Raw genomic sequence first — 17,993 nt, forward strand, 5'->3', positions numbered from 1 at the left:
GCCGTGTCGCCGGTCTCAGTCCAGCGAGACGTACACCTCGACCGATGTCGGGCCGGTGTAGCGCTCCAGCTCCGCGGTGTGCGAGCGGGTGATGGTGCCGGCGCTCTCGGCCTTGGCCACCTTCGCCCACGCCGTGCGCAGCAGGTCGTAGGGCTTGTCGGAGACGACGAACTTGGCGTAGCGCCCGGCCGGGATGCGCGTCATCACGTCGCCGGTGTCCAGCTCCTGCAACGATTCCAGTGCGTAGCCGAGCACCGCGACGGCGTGGTCGTACTGTCCGATGTAGGCGGCCACCCGGGGCACGTTCTTCTCCCGGGACAGGTAGCGATCCCAGGTGAAGTTCACCAGATCCAGGTCGCGCGCGGTCACCTCGCGGCCCGCCAGCGGCACGGTCAGCCCGGCGACCAGGCTGTCGTCCAGTGTCACGATTTCGAAGTCCACCGTCGTGCCCCCTACCTGTCGCCCTCGACCGTGCCGTCGTCCTTCAGGGCGACGAACACCTCGACCGTCTTCGTATCCGGATAATGCTCGAAGTCTCCGGTGTAGGAGCGCACCAGCGCCCCGGCCGCCTCGAGATCCCACACCGCGCGCCAGACGGACACGATGGTGTCGCCCAGGTTGTCGCCGCTGCGGATGAACCGGGCGAACCGGCCGGCGGGCACCCGGGCCAGCACGTCACCGGCCAGCAGATCGTCCACGGTGGCGCAGTGATAGCCGACGATGTGGGTCAGATACGACCCGATTTCCGGCGCGTGGTCCACGTACGCGGTCGCCGGCGGGCCGGGTAGTTTGCGCGCGAGAGTGCGCTTCCAGGTCTCCTCCACCTTCAGCCGGCGCGGTCCCTCGACCGCCAGTGCCGGGCTCCGTAGCACCGTCCCCGCCACCAGCGTCTCGTGGCGGTCAACGACATTGAAATCCACCGGTGTCGCCCCTATGTCTCGTGCTGTGTGCAATCCCGCGCGGCTCGGGCCGACGCCGGACTCCACGATGCTGCCAGCGGGGTCCGATCCCATCCGTGACCGCTTGCGGCGGATCCCCTGCGACGAGTTCGTCCCGTTGGTTTGTCACTGTGCGCACATCCTCCCGCATCCTGCCACTGTCGCCGGACATCGGGCCCATTCGGAATTCATGCCATGTCATCGATGTCGATGTCCGGCGCCTTGTGAACGGCAGTCATGCGGTTTGCGCACCAGGTTTCTCACCCGGGCTCCACCCTATCGGCGGTCGCCGGATGATGGCTGCACAACGAGGATTCGTTTTGTCACAACTCGGCTGCCCCGACGTTGTCGTTCGCTACGGCACGTCGCTCCGCGGTCCGGCGGTGTAGACCGCCGGTCGGCCCGGCAGCGTTGTCGGTCAGCCCGGCACCGGGATGCTCAGCCCGGGGAAGATCTCCACCTGCCTCGGTTCGGGCGGCGGGGGCGGGAGCACGACCACGGGTTCCGGCGCGGGTTCCGGCGCCTGCTGTTGCTGCGGCTGCTGCTGTCCCGACTGCGGGCCGAGCACGTCGAACGGTCCGCCCCCCTGCGGCGCCTGCGTCGACGGTGCCTGTGCCGCGGGCGGGTCGCTGAACAGCGGGACCGGCGGCGGGCTCTGCTCCGGCACACCGAACGGCTCCACCGGGGTGTCGGCCAGCGCGCCGTCCATCGTCTGCTTCCAGATATCCGACGGCAGGCCGGACCCGTAGATGGGCGCGCCCCCCGACGTGTGGATGGGCTGCGACTGTTCGGTGCCGACCCACGTGGCCGTCGCCAGCGACGGCGTGAAGCCGATCATCCACGCGTCCTTGTTCGCCCCGGTATCGCCCAGCTGGGTGGTGCCGGTCTTGGCGGCCGACGGCCGGTCGGCCAGCGCGTGGCCGTGGGAGTACGCGGCGATCGGCAGCATCGCCTGGATGGTCGTCTCGGCGGCCTGCCGCGGGATGCGCTGCTCGCCCGGTGGTAGCTGCCCGCCGTGCGCACCGCGGTCCAGCAGCACGCGGCCGTCGCCGGTCACGACCCGTTGCACGAAGTACGGCTGGTGGTAAACGCCCGCCGCGGCGATGGTCGCGTACGCCGAGGCCATGTCGATCGGGCGCACCGAATACACGCCGAGCACTATCGCGGGCGGCGGCGGGCCGTCGCCGTCGGTGAGGGTGCGGCCGGGCACCCCGGGGATCTGCTTCGGGATTCCGGCCTGATGCGCGGCGTCGGCGATCGCCTGCGGCCCGATGGTCTGGGCGAGCCGGTAGAAGCTGGTGTTGAGCGAGCGCTTGTAGGCCTCCGAGAGCGCGCAGGTGCCGCAGGATTCGCCCTCGACATTGGTGACCCGGACGCCGTTCACCGTGACCGGCGCGCTGTCGAGCCGATAGGACAGCGGCATCCCCTGCTGCAGCGCCGCCAGCACCGCGAAGGTCTTGAACGACGATCCGGTCTGCAAGGGGGCTTGCGCGAAATCGAAGCCGGCGCCGTCGTCGCCGCCGTAGTAGGCGCGAACGGCGCCCGAGCGCGGATCGATCGAGACGACCGCGCCGCGCAGTTCGGGCGGCTGCGGGCCCAGGCGGTTGCGCACGGCGTCCGTGGCGGCCTGCTGGGCGCGGGCGTCGATGGTCGTCACCACCTGCAGTGCGCCGGTGTTGATCTCGTGCTCGCTCACCCCGGCGGCGCGCAGCTCGCGCAGCACCTGGGTGCGGATCAGGCCGGTCGGGCCGTGCGCCGAGTCGTCGGCCGTCTGGGCGATCGGCGCGATATCCGGGAACTGGATCGCGTCGCGCTCCCCGGCCGGCAGCGTGCCCATCTCGACCATGCCGTCGAGCACGTAGTTCCAGCGCGCCTTCAGCTGGTCCAGGTGGGTTTCCGGATCGAGTATCGACGGCGTGCGCACCACGGCGGCGAGCACCGCGCCCTCGGCGAGGTTCAGCTCCGGGACCGGCTTGTCGAAGTAGGCCCGGGCGGCCGCCGCGATCCCGTACGCGCCGCGGCCGTAGTAGATGGTGTTGAAGTAGGCCGCGAGGATGTCGTCCTTGCTCCACTGCCGCGCCATCTTCGCCGAGATGATCAGCTCGCGCATCTTGCGCGACAGCGTGCGTTCGGAACTCAGGAACGCGTTCTTGACGTATTGCTGGGTGATCGTGGAGCCGCCGCCGGCGTCGTCGTGGCCCAGCAGGTTGTCGCGGGCCGCGCGCGCGTACGCCTCGGTCGAGTAGCCGGGGTTGGTGTAGAAGTTCCGATCCTCGGCCGACAGCATCGCGTTGCGGACCGGCTGCGGCACGTCCGACAGCGGTACCGGGGTCCGGTTGCCCTCCGGGGGAACCACTTTCGCCAGCACCGTGCTGCCGTCGGACGCGGTGACGGTGGCGATCTGGTTGGTCTGCACCGCGGCCGGCTCGGGGATCTCGGCGCTCCAGTAGGACAGCGTCAGCAGCAGCGCCGGGAGGACGAAGAAGATCAGGAACAGCGCCAGCAGCAGCCGCCGCACCCGCTGGGCCCGGGTGCGCTCCGGACGGGTCTGTGCCGCTCCGCGATTCGGCGGCCGGGGCCGCCGGTGTGGCCGGCCCGGTGCGGCCTGCCCGCGGCGAGCGGTGCCGGAGGCCGGCTCGTTCCAGCCGGCGACCGAGGCGTACGGCGCCGCCTCCCGGCTGCCGTGGCTGCGTCGCTTGCGGATCGAGCTCACGATCATCTCCCCTGCGTGTGGTTGCGCCGCAAACCGTGCTACGAGGAGCAGTCCCGCCTGTCGCCCCTCGCCGTGACGAGAGAAACCCGAGTGATCGTCATCGTACCTCGGTGATGCCGTCCGGCTATCTCATCGGGGCGCGGCGGCAGGGGGTGCCGTGGCGGACGGGGCTGTTGCGGCAGGCAGGGGGGTGGTGCGGCAGGCAGGGGTGGGGCCGAGGTCAGCTCTTCACGCCGCCCGCGGTCAGGCCCGAGATGATGCGGCGCTGGAAGATCAGCACCATGATCACCAGCGGCACCGTGACGATGGTGCCCGCCGCCATGATCGCCGCGTACGGCTGCACCAGCGGATCGTTGCCGGAGAAGCGCGCGATCGCCACCGTCACCGGCTCGGTGGAATCCGACGACAGCAGCCGGGCCAGCAGGTACTCGTTCACCGCGGCGATGAAGGCGAGGATGGCGGTGGTGAACACCGCCGGCGCGGCCAGCGGCAGCATGACCAGCCGGAACGCCTGGAATCGGGTGGCGCCGTCGATGCGTGCGGCCTCCTCCAGCTCCCACGGCAGCTCGGCGAAGAACGAGGCCAGGATGTAGACGGTCAGCGGCAGCACGAACGAGATGTTCGGGACGATCATGGCCTGGTAGTGCCCGATCCAGCCGATATCGGTGAACAGCTGGAACAGCGGCGTCACCAGCACCACCACCGGGAACATCGAGGCGCTCAGCACCAGCCCGGCCACCAGCGTCTTCCCGCGGAAGGTGAGCCGCGCCAGGGCGTAGGCGGCCAGCATCCCGATCAGCAGCGCGATGGCCGCGGTGGCCAGGCCGATGACGACGCTGTTGGTGACCGCCCGCCCGAAGTCGTTGCCGCGGGTGGTGTCGAAGGCGTTGCGGAAGTTCTCCAGCGTGATGTGCGTCGGCCAGGGCGTGTTGTCGAACGTGTAGTCCGAGTCGCGGAAGGCCGTGACCACCATCCAGTAGAACGGCGCCAGCCCCCACACCAGCACGATCAGCGCGCCGACGTAGAGGCGCGCCGACTTCAGCCGCTTGCTCCACGGCACGGGTGCCGCGGCGACCGGGGTGGCGTCGGGGGTCGCGGGAGTCGCATCGGTGAGCGTGGTCATCAGCGGGCCCTCCGTTGTTCTTCCTGGGTGGCGACGGCGTTGGCGCCCAACACCTTCACCAGCACGAAGGCGACCGCGAAGATCAGCAGGAAGGTGAGGATCGACAGCGCGGCGGCGCCGTTCTGGCCCTGGCGCACCTGGTCGACCACCAGGATCGAGATCGTCCGGGTCGCGGGATTGCCCTGCGTCATGATGGCGGGCAGGTCGTACAGGCGCAGCGCGTCCATGGTGCGGAACAGCACCGCCACCAGCAGCGCCGGCTTCACCAGCGGCAGCGTGATCTGAGTGAACCGCTGCCAGGCCGAGGCGCCGTCCACCCGCGCCGCCTCGTACACGTCGCCCGGAATCACCTGCAGCCCGGCCAGAATCAGCAGCGCCATGAACGGCGTGGTCTTCCAGACGTCGGCGATGATCACCGCGAACCGCGACCACCACGGATCGGTCTGCCACAGGATGTGGGTGCCCAGCACGCGATTCACGACGCCGTCGTACTGGAACATGAACTCCCACAGCCGGGCGGTGACCGCGGTCGGGATCGCCCACGGGATCAGCACCGCCGCCCGCAGCAGCGCCCGGCCGCGGAACGTCTTGCCCATCACCATGGCCATCCCCAGCCCGATGGTGGCCTCCAGCGTCACCGTCACGACCGTGAACAGCAGCGTGATGCCGATGGCCACCCAGAACTGCGAACCCAGATTGCCGGTGGGACAGGGCTCGAGGCCGCCGCCGGGAATCGTGCACTGCTGCAGCAGCCAGTGTGTGTAGTTGTCGAACCCGGCGAAGCCGCCCTCCTCGAACATCCCGGTGGCCTCGTTGAGCCCCGAGTCCTTCTGGAAGGACATGATGACGGCCCGCACCACGGGATAACCGATGACGACGGCCAGGGCGAGCAGCACGGGCGTGACGAACAACCACGCCCGCGCCGGACCCCGCAGGGGCCTTCGGGATCCGGCCGTCCGATCCGGGGTCGGGTCCGCCGGTGGTCCGGCGGGCGGCGCGAGGTCGGTCGCTCCCGAAGGATCTGACACGTTACTTCTCTCCTACGGGGCTGGCTCGGGTGGTTCTTCTCCGTCGCGCGCGATCACCGGACTACGACCCGGCCGCCTGAATGCCCTTCTGCATGCCGGTGATCGCGTCGTCGACGGATTTGGCTCCGGTCAGGGCAGCATAGGCGTTGTCCTGGATGGCTTTCGACACTGCCGGATAGTAGGGGGTAACCGGCCGCGGCACAGCGCTGGCGATCGAATCCTTCAGCGCCGGCAGGTACGGGAACTTCGCGATCAGCGCCGGGTCGTCGTACATCGACTGCCGCACCGGCGGGAACGCGCCCTCCGCGACGATCCGCTGGGCCTCTTCGCTGATCATGAACCGCAGGAAGTCCAGCGAGGTGGCCTTGTGCTTGGAGTAGGCGCTGATGGCGGCGTTGTAGCCACCGAGGGTGGACGCGCCGATGCCGTCCTTGCCCGGCAGCGGCGCCACGCCGACATTGCCCTTCACCGCCGAGGAGTCGGCCTCGGCCACGCCGTAGAAGTTCGGCCAGGTGCGCAGGTACATCAACTGGCCCTGGGCGAAGGCGTTCTGGCTCTCCGGCTCCTTGAAGGAGATGGCCTCCTTCGGGATCTCGCCGTTCTTGTAGCCGTCGACGAGCACCTGCAGGCCGGCGCGGGACTCCGGGCTGTCCACCGTCGGGGTCTTGCCGTCCGGCCCGACGAAGCTGCCGCCGTAGGCGTTGATCACCTCGGCGGAGTTCACCGTCAGGCCCTCGTAGGGGGCGAATTGCCCGGCGTAGCAGCCGATCTGGCGGTCGCGGGCGACGCCGCAGGTACCCTGCAGCTCCGCCCAGGTCTTCGGCGGGTTCGGCACCAGGTCCTTGCGGTAGTACAGCAGGCCGCCGTTGGTGTTGCGCGGCGCCGCGTACAGGGTGCCCTTGTAGGTGGCGCTGGCCACCGTCGGCGACAGCAGCGTGGCGGTGTCGACGGCGAAGGAGTCCTTCAGCGGCTGCAGCCAGCCCTTGGCGGCGAACTCCGCGGTCCACGGCACGTCCAGCGCCATCACGTCGTAGTCGGACTGCTTGGCCCGCATGTGCTGGGCCAGGTCGTCGTACTGCTGGGAGGCGTCGTTGGACTGCTCCTTGAACGTCACCTTCTCGTCCGGGTGGGCGGCGTTCCAGCGCTCGATCAGCTGTTTCACCGCGCCGGACTCGGTGGTGTCCTTGCCCTCCACATAGGTGATGGGCCCGCGGCCGTTCATGTTCTGGTTGACGGCGTCGTCCCCGCCGCCGCTCGAACAGGCGCTGGTGAAGGTCGCTGTCAGCAGCGCGGCCGAGACAGCGGCCAGCGCGGCGCGAGACACCAGGGACGAGCGTCGTGACGGCACTGTGTTCGAAGCCGACGACACCTTGTTCACAGCCATTGATACTCCAGGGTCGAGACGTGAGCGCCAGCACACTCAGCCGGTTGCACAAGGCAAGATACATTGTCGGCCCGAGGTGTTCGATGTGGCATCCGCTCCGGGCCCATACGTCGTGACACTTCACTATCGCTTCCGGGGCCGGGCGGTCCGTACGCCCGCCGCGATGTCGGTCCTTTCTCGTATCCTGGGCCGCGATGTCGACCCAGACCCACGACAAACTGCTCACCCGGATCGGTGGGCTGCTGCGCCAGGCCGAGTCGACCGACAACGAGCACGAGGCCGAGGCCTTTCTCGCCGCCGCACAGCGCCTGGCGACCCGTTCGTCGATCGACCTGACGGTGGCGCGCGCCCATGTGGCCGGCCGCGAACACCGGAAGATGCCGACCCAGAAGGTCGTTCCGATCGGCGAGGCGGGCAAGCGCGGGTTGCGCACCTACGTCCAGCTCTTCGTGGCGATCGCGGCGGCCAATGACGTTCGCTGCGATGTCGCCCGCTCGTCCACCCAGGTGTATGCCTACGGTTTCGACACCGACATCACCACCTGCGAGGCGCTGTACGCGAGCCTGCTGGTGCAAATGGTGCGCGCCTCGGACCAGTACATCAAGTCCGGCCGCTACAAATCTGCGACGGTGGAGAAGATCGTCGTCGAGAACCGCTGGGGCCGAAAGGTGCAACGGCGCGTTCAGGCCCCTGTCGCCGCGGTGACGGCCCGGCTGAATTTCCAGATGGCATTCGCCGCCCGGGTGGGTAAGCGCCTGTCCGAGGTCAAGGCCGATGTGGAGGCCGAGGTGCGGGCGGAGCCGACGGCCGACCCGGGCACCGCGCTCGCCCTGCGCGACAAGGAACTCGAACTGCGGGACTTCTACACCCGCACCTCCGAGGCGCGCGGCACCTGGCGGGGGCCGCAGGAGTCGGCGGGCTATTCGGCCGCGGCACGCCGCGCGGGCGATCGCGCGGGCCGGGCGGCGCGGCTGGGCAACTCGCCCGAACTGGGCGCGGCGCGCGGGCAACTGGACGCCGGTGAGGCGTGATGGCGGGCGGGCCGTCCCGGTGCCCGGGTGATGTGCTCGGATGAGCCGCCGCACATCGGCGGTGCCGCTCCCCGGCCCGGGCAACGGCTCGGCGACTGCTGTCCGGTGCGCGTCGCATGCCCAGCGGACAGCCCGGTCCCGGCTGCCGATCCACGGTCGAGAGGGGCTGCGTGATGGCTGCGCGGGATACTCAGCGCGCCCGGGTGTATGACGCCGAGGGCCTGGTCCGGCGGATGTTCGAACGCGCCGACGAGCACGGGGTGCGGACGGTGGACCTGCACGGTTCGCAGATCACGCTGCCGATCGAGCGGCGGTTCGCCTCGGTGGAATCGGTGCAGCGCTACGCGAATCGGGTGCTGGCGCTGAATTGGATACGCGCGCAATGGGATCGGGCGAGCACGCCGCTCACCGTCCGCGAGCGGGGCGGAACCACGGCCGCGCACTACGAATCCGAGCGCGCCGTGCTGGCGGTGCCCCTGCACGCCCGCGGAACTGCCTGGGCCCTAAGGGAATTGGTGATCTTGCACGAACTGGCCCACCACCTCGAACCCGCCGGCGCCGAGTTGGCTCCGCACGGCCCCGAATTCTGCTCCCGCTACCTGGATCTCGTCGACGGCGTGATCGGCCCGGAGGCCGCGCTGCTGCTGCGCACCACCATGCTGGGCTGCGGCGTCCGGTTCGGCTGAATCCGGCCGGATCGCCGCCGAGTCGGGGGATTGTCGTGGATCGGCATCTGTTGCGTGGGTCGTCCCCGTTGGTGTGAGCCGCTCTGCCTCGGTGAGTCGTGACCCTCTTTGCGGAGGCGGCACTGCAACCGCGAGGCAACATCCGTCCCCGTCGGCCGGCGCTCGTCTGCAGACGTCGGTCCTGTCTGCGTGAGCCGGTCCTGTCTGCGTGGAGGCATCGGCATGGTCTCGGTCACGTTCGCGGCAATCTACTGTCTGGATACGTACGATCTATTTACGTACTATTCATCTACGTAGATGGGCTCTGTCGACTAGGTGGCCAGAGCGCACGACAGCAGAGGCAAAGGGGCCGATATGCGACGTGTACTTCCCATGCGAACGACGGCGGCGGACGGCGGTCCGCGAGGATCGTCGACGACGGAGCCGCCGCGACGGTTGTCGCGCATGGCGGCATCGATCCTGGTCATCGGGGCCGCGGCCGCCGGAACAGTACTCGCGGGCGGCACCGCCGGGGCCGACCCCGGGCCCCGGTCCGGCAATGCCGCGAGTCCGCACGCGGGTACCGGCAGGGGTGTGATCGGCAACAACACCGACGGCGGCGGCTGGCACCACATCGATCCGCGCGGTTACCACCACACCAACCCCAATGTGCTGAACCGCCTCGAACAGCAGGACAACCGGCGCGAATACCGCAGCGGCCGATACAACCAGAACACTCCGGAACGCGCCCTCGGCACCGAGTCGCGCGCCAAGACATGGACCGGAGTGCAGAAGCCGGACGGCAGCGGCTGGGCGGTATGCCGCCCGCACGCCTCCTGGTGCTGACGGCCGGTACCGATCCGTTCGCCGAGCGCCTGCACAGCAACTGAACGGAGTCGTCGAGGCCGCAGCCTCGGCCCGGGCGCGGCGAGCGTGGCCGATATCGAAGACCTGCACCCGGACCGGCCGAGCTGATCGCCCGCCGTTTTCGCGCGACGCCGGCGGATCGGGGCTCGGGTGCGTGCCGGAATGCCGGTGGGTGCTAGTCCAGCAGTCGGCGCACGCGGTCGAGGCGGTCGCGCCACCAGCGTTCTCGCTGCGGGTCGGGGTGGCGGAAGCGGTGCAGCAGTTCGGGATCGGGTTGTGGCGGGGTCCGAGGTACTGGTAAAGAGCCGTTCTCGGGGAGTAGCGAGTCCGTGATCAGGTCGCCGTCGAACAGGCGGACGGTGCCCAGGCCGCAGGCGAACTCCAGGTCCGGGAGGGCGCCCGCGAGGGCCAGCTGGGCGGGCAGGCCGATGCTGGTCTCCAGCGCGGAGGAGACGACGCAGGGCAGCCCGGCGGCCTCGGCGACCCGTAGCGCCCGGCGCACTCCGCCGAGCGGGGTGCACTTGAGCACCGCCACGTCGGCCGCGCCGGCGACCGCCACCCGCAGCGGGTCCTCGGCGCGGCGGATGGATTCGTCGGCGGCGACGCGGACGTCGACGCGGCGCCGGACCTCCGCCAGTTCCTCGATGGTGCGGCAGGGTTGTTCCACATATTCGAGACCGCCTGCGGCGCGGTCGATCCGCTCGATCTGCCGCACCGCGGTCTCGACGTCCCACACCGCGTTGGCGTCCACGCGGATCGCGCCGTCCGGGCCCAGCGCGTCGCGCACCGCGGCGACCCGGTCCAGATCCTCGGGCAGTGCGTCCGGGTGATCGGCGATCTTGACTTTGGCTGTGCGGCAACCCGATCCGGCGACAATGGCATGGGCGCGCTCGGCGCTGACGGCGGGCACGGTGCAGTTGACCGGAATGCGGTCGCGGACCGGTTCGGGCCACCCCGCGGTGACCTGTTCGACCGTGGTGGCCAGCCAGTTCGCCGCTTCCCGGTCGTCGTACTCCGGGAACGGGCAGAATTCGCCCCAGCCGAGCGGGCCCTCGATCAGCACTCCCTCGCGGACCGTGATGCCGCGGAAGCGGGTACGCAGCGGGATCGCGTACACGTAGGCCGACTCCGGATCCAGCAGGTCGCTCATCCGCGCCAGCCTAATGGGCGTGCCTGCCGACTGGTTTCCGCCTGGTGCGGGCGGGGTGGGATGCTCGCGGACCGCTCTCGCGCGGGCGGGAAGCCGACGCCGTGGGTTCGGTCGGTCACGGTGGTCACAGCGTTCTTCGGACACATCGGGCGACAGCGACTCGGGCCCGGCGACCGGCGAATATCGCAGCGGCCGCTGAGTAGTTTCTCGGATGTCTGGCGCATGCCGGTCGCCCATGCTGGAACCATGGCTCATCCGGGATACGGCTCCACCGCTCACCCACCAACCGCGGCGGCCCAGCCGATGCGAACCTGGGATCTGGTGCTGGCCATCGTGTTGTACGTGCTCGCCGTGGCGGCCGGTCTGCTGGCCGCGTCCATCACACCGTTCTTCGCGATGGCGAGCGATTCCTGCGGGGCGGAGTCGGGCTGTCGCGAAGAGCTGGCCACCTGGGGAATCCTGGTCTCCTGGGGCGGAACCGCCGTCGCGCTCGGCGGCGGACTGGTGATGATGATCCTGGCCGCGGTGAAACGGTGGCAGATATGGATCTGGCCCACCCTCGCTCTGGTGCTCGTGCCGGTGTCGTTCCTCGTCGGAATGGCACTCGCCGAACAGGTCACCGGCTGAACGGTTTCCGGTGGCGGCCGCTACCCGTTCACAGCCGTTCGTAGATCGTGGCGTTCGCCAAACCGCCTGCCTCGCACATGGTTTGCAGGCCGTAGCGCGCGCCGCGCTCGCGCATGGCGTGCACCAGCGTGGTGGCCAGCCGTGCGCCGGAGGCGCCGAGGGGGTGCCCCAGCGCGATGGCACCACCGTTGACGTTCACCCGCGACGGGTCCGCCCCGGTATCGCGCTGCCATGCCAGCACGACGGAGGCGAACGCCTCGTTGATCTCGACCAGGTCGATATCGGACAGCTGTAAACCGGCCCGCCGCAACACCTTCCGAGTCGCCGGTAGCACCGCGGTCAGCATCAGCAGCGGATCGTCGCCCGCGACGGCGACGCTGTGCACCCGGGCCAGCGGGGTCAGGCCGAGCCGGGCGGCGACCTCGCTGGTCGTGATCAGTACCGCGGCGCTGCCGTCGTTGATCTGGCTGGCGTTGGCGGCGGTGACATTCCAGCCGATCTCCGGGAACCGGGCCGCGTATTGCTCGTTGTAATACGCCGGGCGCAGGCCGGCCAGGGTGTCCAGGGTGCTGCCGACCCGGATGCCCTCGTCGGCGGTCAGCCCGCCGATCGGCGCGAGCTCGGGCTCGAACGCACCGTTCTTGGTTGCCGCCGCGGCCTTCTCATGGCTGGCGAGTGAGAACTCGTCCATGGCGGTGCGATCGATGCCCCATCGCGCCGCGATCAGCTCGGCGCTGATGCCCTGCGGGACAAGGTCTTCCGGATAACGCTCCCGGAAGGCGATCCCGTCGAGGTCCGACGCGTCGAGCACGCCGGCGCCCATCGGGATTCGGCTCATCGACTCCAGCCCGGCGGCGACCACCACGTCGTAGGCGCCCGCGATCACGCCCTGGGCGGCGAAGTGGATGGCCTGCTGGCTGCTGCCGCACTGGCGGTCGACGGTGGTCGCGGGCACGGACTCCGGATAGCCGGCGGCGAGCACGGCCCGCCTGGTCACGTTGGCGGCCTGCTCGCCGGCCTGGGTGACCACGCCGCCGATCACGTCGTCGATCAGTTCCGGGTCGATGCCGCTGCGCCGCACCACCTCGCGCAGGGTGTGGGCGAACAGATCCACCGGGTGCGTCGCGTGCAGGGCGCCGGTGGCCTTGCCCTTCCCGATCGGGGTGCGCACGGCCTCGACGATCACTGCGTCTCTCATGACGATTCCTTCCGTGCCGCGGCTGTGCGACATCTAACTAGGAATAACTATAGTCAGATTAATCGCTGGCAATAGTTGCCACAAGTCAGAATTGCTATGATCGTCGTCATGTCGGCTGTACTGGAAGGACCGCTGCGCGATCTGAGTTCGTGGAAGCCCGAGCACTGCTCGATCGTGAAGGCGCTGGATGTCGTCGGAACCCGGTCCGCGCTGCTCATCCTGCGCGAGACCATCTACGGCACCACGCGTTTCGACGGTTTCGCCGCGCGAGTGGGCATCACCGATGCCGCCGCCTCGGCCGCGCTGCGCAAGCTCACCGAGGCCGGCCTGCTCCGCAAGCGGCCCTATCGGGAGGAGGGCAAGCGGACCCGGAACGAATACGTGCTCACCGACATGGGCCGCGATCTGCTGCCGGTGGTGTTCGCCCTGTGGCAGTGGGGCGACAAGTACCTGCAGGACGCTGAGGCGCCGCTGGAACGCCTCGAGGATTCCACCGGCGAGCCGGTGCGTGTCGAGATCCGCAGCGCGGCGGGAAACGAGGTCCCGCTGGAGAATCTGCGCATCCGCCTGAACCGGAAGTGGCGCCGCCGCAAGTCCTGACGGCGACATGTTTCGACGGCCGCGACTCGAGCTGTGCCGGGCGTGGCGCATGTCGGGCGGTTGGGTGTGCCGGGCGGGCGCCGGTGTGGCCCGCCCGGCGCGCTCGCTCAGTTCAGGCGCGTGCCGTCGGCCGGCGCGAAGAAGTAGATGTGCTCGGGAGTCGCTGTGAGCGTGAGCTTGTCGCCCTTGGCCGGCGGGTTGCGCCAGTCGGCCCGGGCGACCACGGTCTCGCCCGTACCCGGCGTACCGTCCTCGCCGAGGGTGCGGCCGTAGATGTAGGCGTCGGAGCCGAGCTCCTCGACCACGTCGATCTCGATCGCGATGCCGTCACCCGTTCCGGCGAGTTCGAAATGTTCCGGCCGGATGCCGACCTCCACGGTTCCCTCGACCGCGTCGGTGACCGTGCGGGGCACCGGCAGCGTGTGGCCGCCCAGCGTCACGCCCTCGGCCTGCACCGGCAGCGTGAACAGGTTCATCGCCGGCGACCCCATGAAACCGGCGACGAACAGGTTCGCCGGATCCCGGTACAGGTCGCGCGGGGTCGCACACTGTTGCAGCACACCGTCTTTCAGCACGGCCACCCGGTCGCCCATCGTCATCGCCTCGACCTGGTCGTGGGTGACGTAGACCGTGGTGGTGGCGAGCCGGCGCTGCAACTGCGCGATCTGGGTGCGGGTCTGCACGCGCAGCTTGGCGTCCAGGTTCGACAGCGGCTCGTCCATCAGGAACACCTGCGGCTGCCGCACGATGGCCCGGCCCATCGCCACCCGCTGGCGCTGACCGCCGGACAGCTGCTTGGGCTTGCGGTCCAGGTACTGCGTCAGATCCAGCAGCTCGGCGGCCTCGCGCACGCGCTGCTCCTTCTCCACCTTGGGCACCTTGGCCATCTTCAGCGCGAAGCCCATGTTCTCCGCGACCGTCATGTGCGGGTAGAGCGCGTAGTTCTGGAACACCATCGCGATGTCGCGCTCCTTGGGCTCGGCGTCGGTGACGTCCTTGTCGCCGATCAGGATGCGCCCGCCGTCGACGTCCTCGAGCCCCGCGAGCATGCGCAGCGAGGTGGACTTGCCGCAGCCGGACGGGCCGACGAGGACCAGGAACTCGCCGTCGGCGATCTCCAGGTCCAGCTTGTCGACGGCGGGTGTGGTGGCGCCCGGGTACACCCGGGTCGCGCGGTCGAAGGTGACCGTGGCCATCGTGAATCAATCCCTTCACCGGCAGGAACGTGCCGGACGATCCGAGTAGAGGGTGGGTGCGGCCAGGCCGCAGGCAGCGATCTTACTGGGCCGGTGCCGGGCGGGTGGGTGAACGTCCCGTGTCGGGCGTGAACGTTTCCGGGTCCGTTCTCGCGATTACCGGACGGTTCCCGGGCGATGCTCGAAAGACTGTTTCGGGGGGTTAATTTCGATCTATCCCCGACCACCTGTGCCTCGGCTCGGGCCCGGCCGCCGCCATCATCGACAGGGAGCCGAGATGATCGATACCTCTGCACATCGACTGCTGCGTATCGCGGAGACGATCGCGGATGGATCCGTGCGGCTCCGGCTTCGGCTGTGGGACGGCAGTGCGGCTGGGGAGGACGGGCCGGTGGTGGTGTTTCGCAATCGGAATGCCTTGCGGTGGATGTTGTTTCGGCCGGGGGATCTCGGTGTGGCACGGGCCTACGTCAGCGGTGATCTCGACATCGAGGGTGGTCTCGTCGACGTCGTCCGGGAGTTCATGGGCGCCACCGGGCATGCGTTCGACGATCTGCTGGCCCCGCGGGTCCGGCCGACCCTGGCGCGGCTGGCCGCATTGGCCGCCATCGCGGATCTGCTGCGCCACTCCGGGGGTGTCGGGCTGCCGCCGCGGCCGCCCGCCACGGAGGTGGCCCGGGCCGGGCTGCGGGGTGCGGCGGCCGTCCGGCACCACTACGACCTGGACGACGAGTTCTACCGGCTGATGCTGGGCCCGTCGATGGTGTACTCGGGCGCCGTCTGGAAGTCCCCGGCACAATCGACCGACCTGGAGGCGGCGCAGCTCGCCAAGCTGGATCGGGTCTGTGAACGCCTGGAACTGCAACCCGGGATGCGGCTGCTCGACATCGGTTGCGGCTGGGGCGCTCTGGCCGTCCACGCGGCCCAGCATTACGGCGTCGACGTGGTGGGCGTGACCCTGGCGCGCAACCAGGCCCGCTACGCGCGCGAACTCGCCGGCCGGTGCGGAGTTTCCGATCGGGTCGATATCCGGCTGTGCGATTACCGCGACATCACCGACGGGCCGTTCGACGCGGTCTCCAGCATCGAGATGACCTTCCACCTGGACGCCCGGGCCCGCCGCGCGCACGCGCGCACGGCATACGACCTGCTGCGGCCCGGCGGCCGGCTGTTCTGCCACGAGATCACGGCATCGCGCAGAGGCCGTCTGTTCCAACGGTTTTCCGGATTCATCACCGCATACATCTTCCCGGAGATCGACATTCCCACGCGCACGTCCGCGATCGACTGCCTCGAGTCGGCCGGCTTCGACGTGCACACGGTCGAGGACCTGCGCGACCACTTCACCGCGAGCCACCGGGCCTGGCTGCGCAATATCGAGGAGAACTGGGACGCTGCGGTCTCGGCGATCGGCGAACAGCGGGCCCGCGCCTGGCGGCTGTTCGCCGCGATGTCGGTGGTCGGCTGCGAGATGCGCAATATGAGCGTCACCCACACCGTTGCCCGGCGGCCGTGAGCGGGAGCGTGGCCGGTTCGGTGAGTCCTGCACAGAATCCACACATTCGGCGCAAACCATCTCCACCGTCGGTCCTTAGGGTCTCAGGGTATGGAACCGATCCACCCGCACCGCGGCGGGCGCCGGATTCTCGTCGTCGAGGACGAGCCGGCGATCGCGGACTCGATCGCCGTGCGGCTGCGTGCCACGGGGTTCGAGGTCACCATTGCCTGTGACGGACCGGCCGGGGTCGCCGCCGCCGAGGCCCACGCGCCGGATCTGGTGGTGCTCGACCTCATGCTGCCCGGCTTCGACGGACTCGAGGTGTGCCGGCGCATCCAGGCCCAGCGGCCGATTCCGGTGCTGATGCTCACCGCCCGCGCGGACGAGACCGACATGCTGGTCGGGCTCGGCGTGGGCGCCGACGACTACCTGACGAAACCGTTCTCGATGCGCGTGCTCACCGCGCGGGTCAACGCGCTGCTGCGCCGGGTCGCGCGGGCCGGCGGCTCCGATGCCGCCGTGGTCGTCGGCGATCTGCGGATCGATCTCGAACAGCGGCGGGTGTGGCGTGCCGACGCCGAAAAGCAGCTGACGCCCTTGGAGTTCGAGCTGCTGACGTATCTCGCGCGCCGTCCGCGGGCGGTGTACTCGCGCGACCAACTGCTCGGTGACGTGTGGGGATGGGCCGACGCGTCCGGAACGCGGGTCGTCGACAGCCACGTCAAAGCCTTGCGGCGCAAGCTCGGTGCGGATCTCATCCGCACCGTGCACGGCGTCGGATACGCGTTGGAGGTGCGATGACCTCGACCCTCGCCGACCGGATCGGGGCACGGCTGCCCCGGCCGCTGGATCCGGTCCGCTCGATCAAGCTGAAGCTGGCCATCCTGATGGTGTGCTCGGGCGGTCTCGCCTTCGCGTTCTTCAGTGTGCAGATCGGCTGGATCCCGCCGCTGACGACCGTGGTGGCGTTGCTGATCGCGCTGGTCACGTCGCAAATCTTGGCGCACGGCATCACCCGTCCGCTGCGGGAGATGACGGTCGCGGCGCAGCGGATGGCCGACGGCGACTACTCGCACCGGGTCCGGGCCACCTCCCGCGACGAGGTGGGGCAGCTGGCCGACGCGTTCAACACGATGGCGGCCGATCTGGCCGCCGCCGACCAGCAGCGCCGCGACTTCATCGCCAATGTGTCGCACGAACTGCGCACCCCGATCACGGCGGTGACGGCCGTGCTGGAGAACCTCGTGGACGGGGTGGCGGACTCCGATCCGGAGACGTTGCGCACCGCCCTGACACAGACCGAGCGCCTGGGCCGGCTGGTGTCGGAGCTGTTGCAGCTGTCCAGCGTCGAGGCGGGCGCGATCGCGCTGGACCGCGAGACCATCCGGGTCGAGCGGTTGTTGGCCGACGTCGTGGCCGAGGCCGAGGCGGCGGTCGCCGCGGCGGGGCGCGGGGTGCGGGTGACGACCTCGGCGCGGCCCGAACTCCTCGTGCATGCCGATCGGGCGCGCCTGCACCAGGTGCTGCTGAACTTGCTGGACAACGCCGCTCGGCACGGACCGGCCGGGGGCACGGTATGTCTCGCGGCCTACGCCACCGCCGACGGCGTCGTGCTCGAGGTGAGCGACGAGGGTCCCGGCATCCCGCCGGCCGATCGGGCCCGGGTGTTCGAGCGATTCACCCGCGGCGGGCGCTCCGAGGGCGGCGGCACCGGCCTCGGCCTGGCCATCGCCCGGTGGATCGTCGGCCTGCACGGCGGCACCGTCGCCGTCGCGGACCCCGGTTCCCGAATCCGGGTGACCTTGCCTTCCCCGTAGCTTCCCCGTCCCCGCCCCTCTCCCGAATCCCGGACCGCACCACCGGTCGCGGGACGATCCCGCACGCCTACCGGAGGTATTCACCATGCCGCCCACAACCGTCCCGACTCCCGTGGTCACGCCGGCGGAATCTTCGAAGAGACCGGTGCCGCAACGAA

17 protein-coding genes are annotated in these 17,993 nt (G+C 69.8%); 8 read left to right on the forward strand and 9 right to left on the reverse strand.

Features of this window, described 5'->3' with window-relative positions; genetic code table 11:
- Positions 1 to 15: 15 nt before the first annotated feature.
- From D892_RS0112420 to D892_RS0112445, 6 genes are all read right to left on the reverse strand, one after another.
- Positions 16 to 441, reverse strand: a complete 426-nt coding sequence (locus tag D892_RS0112420; protein WP_024801546.1) for a GyrI-like domain-containing protein — start codon at positions 439 to 441, stop codon at positions 16 to 18.
- Positions 442 to 452: 11 nt separating this feature from the next.
- Positions 453 to 920, reverse strand: coding sequence for a GyrI-like domain-containing protein (locus tag D892_RS0112425; protein ID WP_024801547.1), 468 nt, complete (start codon positions 918 to 920; stop codon positions 453 to 455).
- Between the two features lie 436 nt (positions 921 to 1,356).
- Positions 1,357 to 3,657 (reverse strand): transglycosylase domain-containing protein, encoded by a 2,301-nt coding sequence (locus tag D892_RS0112430; protein ID WP_024801548.1) that lies wholly within the window; start codon positions 3,655 to 3,657, stop codon positions 1,357 to 1,359.
- Positions 3,658 to 3,871: 214 nt separating this feature from the next.
- Entirely contained in the window at positions 3,872 to 4,774 is a 903-nt protein-coding gene (locus D892_RS0112435) for a carbohydrate ABC transporter permease (protein ID WP_084161043.1), read from the reverse strand.
- Positions 4,774 to 5,709, reverse strand: a complete 936-nt coding sequence (locus D892_RS0112440; protein ID WP_036568771.1) for a carbohydrate ABC transporter permease — start codon at positions 5,707 to 5,709, stop codon at positions 4,774 to 4,776. Before D892_RS0112440 ends, D892_RS0112435 begins: the two co-directional genes overlap by 1 nt.
- Positions 5,710 to 5,863: 154 nt before the next feature.
- Positions 5,864 to 7,186: an ABC transporter substrate-binding protein gene (locus tag D892_RS0112445; protein ID WP_024801551.1), complete on the reverse strand. Its 1,323-nt coding sequence runs from the start codon at positions 7,184 to 7,186 to the stop codon at positions 5,864 to 5,866.
- A gap of 194 nt (positions 7,187 to 7,380) precedes the next feature.
- On the opposite strand from D892_RS0112445, the gene D892_RS0112450 reads away from it, so the two are divergent.
- From D892_RS0112450 to D892_RS0112460, 3 genes are all read left to right on the forward strand, one after another.
- Complete coding sequence (locus tag D892_RS0112450; protein ID WP_036566977.1) at positions 7,381 to 8,217, forward strand: DUF2786 domain-containing protein; 837 nt, start codon at positions 7,381 to 7,383, stop codon at positions 8,215 to 8,217.
- Positions 8,218 to 8,390: 173 nt separating this feature from the next.
- Positions 8,391 to 8,903, forward strand: coding sequence for a TIGR04338 family metallohydrolase (locus D892_RS0112455; protein ID WP_024801553.1), 513 nt, complete (start codon positions 8,391 to 8,393; stop codon positions 8,901 to 8,903).
- Between the two features lie 444 nt (positions 8,904 to 9,347).
- Positions 9,348 to 9,728 carry a hypothetical protein gene (locus tag D892_RS0112460; protein WP_024801554.1) on the forward strand — a complete coding sequence of 127 codons (381 nt, stop codon included), beginning with the start codon at positions 9,348 to 9,350 and terminating at the stop codon, positions 9,726 to 9,728.
- 196 nt (positions 9,729 to 9,924) lie between these two features.
- On the opposite strand, the gene D892_RS0112465 is transcribed toward D892_RS0112460, so the two are convergent.
- A complete protein-coding gene (locus D892_RS0112465; protein WP_024801555.1) occupies positions 9,925 to 10,899 on the reverse strand; it encodes an o-succinylbenzoate synthase in 975 nt (324 codons plus the stop codon).
- A 246-nt stretch (positions 10,900 to 11,145) separates the two neighbouring features.
- Here D892_RS0112465 and D892_RS0112470 point away from each other — a divergent pair, with 246 nt between their 5' ends.
- On the forward strand, positions 11,146 to 11,526 hold the full coding sequence (locus D892_RS0112470) for a hypothetical protein (RefSeq protein ID WP_156959479.1): 381 nt from the start codon (positions 11,146 to 11,148) through the stop codon (positions 11,524 to 11,526).
- A 28-nt stretch (positions 11,527 to 11,554) separates the two neighbouring features.
- Here D892_RS0112470 and D892_RS0112475 read toward each other — a convergent pair whose 3' ends face one another.
- Positions 11,555 to 12,724 carry a thiolase family protein gene (locus D892_RS0112475; RefSeq protein WP_024801557.1) on the reverse strand — a complete coding sequence of 390 codons (1,170 nt, stop codon included), beginning with the start codon at positions 12,722 to 12,724 and terminating at the stop codon, positions 11,555 to 11,557.
- A gap of 108 nt (positions 12,725 to 12,832) precedes the next feature.
- Here D892_RS0112475 and D892_RS0112480 point away from each other — a divergent pair, with 108 nt between their 5' ends.
- Entirely contained in the window at positions 12,833 to 13,324 is a 492-nt protein-coding gene (locus tag D892_RS0112480) for a helix-turn-helix domain-containing protein (RefSeq protein ID WP_036568772.1), read from the forward strand.
- 107 nt (positions 13,325 to 13,431) lie between these two features.
- Here the strand turns inward: D892_RS0112480 and D892_RS0112485 are convergent, their stop codons facing one another.
- Positions 13,432 to 14,520 carry an ABC transporter ATP-binding protein gene (locus tag D892_RS0112485; RefSeq protein ID WP_024801559.1) on the reverse strand — a complete coding sequence of 363 codons (1,089 nt, stop codon included), beginning with the start codon at positions 14,518 to 14,520 and terminating at the stop codon, positions 13,432 to 13,434.
- Positions 14,521 to 14,797: 277 nt separating this feature from the next.
- On the opposite strand from D892_RS0112485, the gene D892_RS41020 reads away from it, so the two are divergent.
- The 3 genes from D892_RS41020 to D892_RS0112500 all read left to right on the forward strand — a co-directional run bounded on the left by D892_RS41020 (position 14,798) and on the right by D892_RS0112500 (position 17,835).
- Positions 14,798 to 16,036, forward strand: a complete 1,239-nt coding sequence (locus D892_RS41020; RefSeq protein ID WP_051499052.1) for a class I SAM-dependent methyltransferase — start codon at positions 14,798 to 14,800, stop codon at positions 16,034 to 16,036.
- A 90-nt stretch (positions 16,037 to 16,126) separates the two neighbouring features.
- Complete coding sequence (locus tag D892_RS0112495) at positions 16,127 to 16,819, forward strand: response regulator transcription factor (RefSeq protein WP_084161044.1); 693 nt, start codon at positions 16,127 to 16,129, stop codon at positions 16,817 to 16,819.
- A complete protein-coding gene (locus D892_RS0112500; protein WP_024801561.1) occupies positions 16,816 to 17,835 on the forward strand; it encodes a HAMP domain-containing sensor histidine kinase in 1,020 nt (339 codons plus the stop codon). The genes D892_RS0112495 and D892_RS0112500 overlap by 4 nt, the downstream gene beginning before the upstream one ends.
- The last annotated feature ends 158 nt before the right edge of the window (positions 17,836 to 17,993 follow it).

The organism is Nocardia sp. BMG51109 (assembly GCF_000526215.1).
Taxonomy (GTDB): domain Bacteria; phylum Actinomycetota; class Actinomycetes; order Mycobacteriales; family Mycobacteriaceae; genus Nocardia.